Genomic DNA, 2,080 nt, shown 5'->3' on the forward strand with positions numbered 1-2,080 from the left:
GGTCAGCATCCTGGACGCGGACAAGGAAGGCTTCCTGCGCTCCTCGACGTCCCTGATCCAGACCATCGGGCGTGCCGCCCGAAACGTCTCCGGCCAGGTGCACATGTACGCGGACCGGATCACCGATTCGATGGCCCATGCCATCGACGAGACCAACCGCCGCCGCGCCATCCAGGTGGCCTACAACACGGAGAACGGGATCGATCCCCAGCCGCTCCGGAAGAAGATCGCGGACATCACCGACCAGCTGGCCAAGGAAGACGCGGACACCCGCGAGCTGCTGGCCGCGGCCGGGAAGAACCGCGGCAAGGGCAAGGGCACCTCGCTCATCCGTGCGGACGGGCTCGCCGCCGCGCCGGCCGAGGACCTCGTCGGGCTGATTGAACAGCTGACCGAACAGATGCACGCCGCAGCCGGGGAGCTGCAGTTCGAACTGGCCGCCCGGCTGCGCGACGAGGTGGGGGATTTGAAGAAGGAACTGCGGCAAATGCAATCCGCGGGGCACGCCTAGGGTAAACTCGGTCAAACGTAGGGGAGTATCCCAAACGCTACGATCGTCAACACGCACGGCTACGATGCCGCGCCGGGCGTAGCGGGCAGCCAGGCAGCGTCATGCGCCGGCGGTCGGAGAGACTTACACCGCTGAGCTGTACCCTACGAAAGGTATTTCCCCCGTGCCCGAGCTTCCCCTGTGGTTCGAGATCGGCTCGTTTGTCGTCCTCGGCGTCATTCTGGCCATCGACCTGCTGATGGTCCTCAAACGCCCGCATGAGCCCTCCATGAAAGAAGCCGGACTGTGGGTCGCGTTCTACGTGGCCCTGGCCCTGGTCTTCGCCGGCGCCATGTTCGCCTTCACCGGCCCGGAATTCGGCGGCCAGTTCATCGCCGGCTGGGTGACCGAATACAGCCTGAGCATCGACAACCTGTTCGTCTTCATCATCATCATGGCGCGCTTCTCGGTACCGAGAAAGTATCAGCAGGAAGTGCTCATGGTGGGCATCATCATCGCCCTGATCCTCCGCGGCATCTTCATCATGCTCGGCGCGATCGTGATCGAGCAGTTCAGCTGGGTCTTCTACATCTTCGGCGCCTTCCTGCTCTGGACCGCCTGGAAGCAGGCCCAGGACGAGGGCGAGGACGAGGAAGACAAGGAAAACCCGCTGATCGCCCGGATCCGCCGGGTCCTGCCGATGTCCGAGAAGTTCGACGGCGGCAAGCTCCGCACCGTCGTTGACGGCAAGAAGGTGTTCACCCCGATGCTGATCGTCTTCGTGACCATCGGCATGACGGACCTGCTCTTCGCTGTCGACTCCATTCCGGCCATTTTCGGCCTCACCCAGAGCGCCTTCATCGTCTTCACCGCCAACATCTTTGCCCTCATGGGGCTGCGCCAGCTGTACTTCCTGCTCGGCGGCCTCATGAACCGGCTCATCTACCTCAAGCACGCCCTGTCCGTGATCCTGGCGTTCATCGGTGTGAAGCTGGTCCTGCACGCCATGCACGTCAACGAGCTGCCCTTTATCAACGGCGGCCAGCACATCGAATGGGCCCCCGAGATCCCCACCTACGTCTCGCTCGGTGTGATCATCGGCACCATCGTCGTCGCGGTGGTCGCCAGCCTCATGAGCTCCAAGGCGTCCAAGTCGAAGCTGGATGCCCGGTTGGAAGAGGACTCCCGCAAGAGCCTGAGCGACGTCGACTAGTACCAAACCGCCGGGGTGAGAGTGCAGGACACACCTCGCGGCACATAGCAGTACGGCGCTGGACCCTCACGGGTCCGGCGCCGTACCTGTTTAAGCAGTACCTGCTAAGCCGGGCGCCATCGGCCCGGGCCCGTGCCTGGCCGCGCCCGGGTCACCGTCGGGCGGAACGTGCCATCCCCAGCAGGCGCCCGAAGATCGCCTCGCCGTCGTCCGCGATGCCGTCGTGGTGGAAGTCGCCGGTTTCCCAGACCTGCAGGCCCCGGACCGCGGCCGCCGTCTCCAGGGACAGCTCCCGGTCCACGTAGATGTCGTCGGTGTAGACGGCCGCGGCGACGGGCACGGTGTTCAGCGCCAGTCGCTCCGGGTCGTAGAGGGGT

General features: G+C 64.8%; 2 protein-coding genes and 1 pseudogene. 2 read left to right on the top strand and 1 reads right to left on the bottom strand.

Annotation, left to right across the window (positions count from 1 at the left end):
- Together LQV45_RS27840 and LQV45_RS27845 are read left to right on the top strand one after the other, a co-directional pair.
- Nucleotides 1–511 (top strand): UvrB/UvrC motif-containing protein (locus LQV45_RS27840; RefSeq protein ID WP_230010121.1); only part of this gene is annotated, 511 nt, incomplete at its 5' end.
- 163 nt (nt 512–674) lie between these two features.
- Nucleotides 675–1,703: a TerC family protein gene (locus LQV45_RS27845; protein ID WP_028276830.1), complete on the top strand. Its 1,029-nt coding sequence runs from the start codon at nt 675–677 to the stop codon at nt 1,701–1,703.
- A gap of 151 nt (nt 1,704–1,854) precedes the next feature.
- On the opposite strand, the pseudogene LQV45_RS27850 reads toward LQV45_RS27845, so the two are convergent.
- Nucleotides 1,855–2,080: pseudogene (locus LQV45_RS27850) on the bottom strand (alpha/beta hydrolase); the annotation flags it as partial.

Source organism: Microbacterium sp. Bi128 (genome assembly GCF_918698205.1).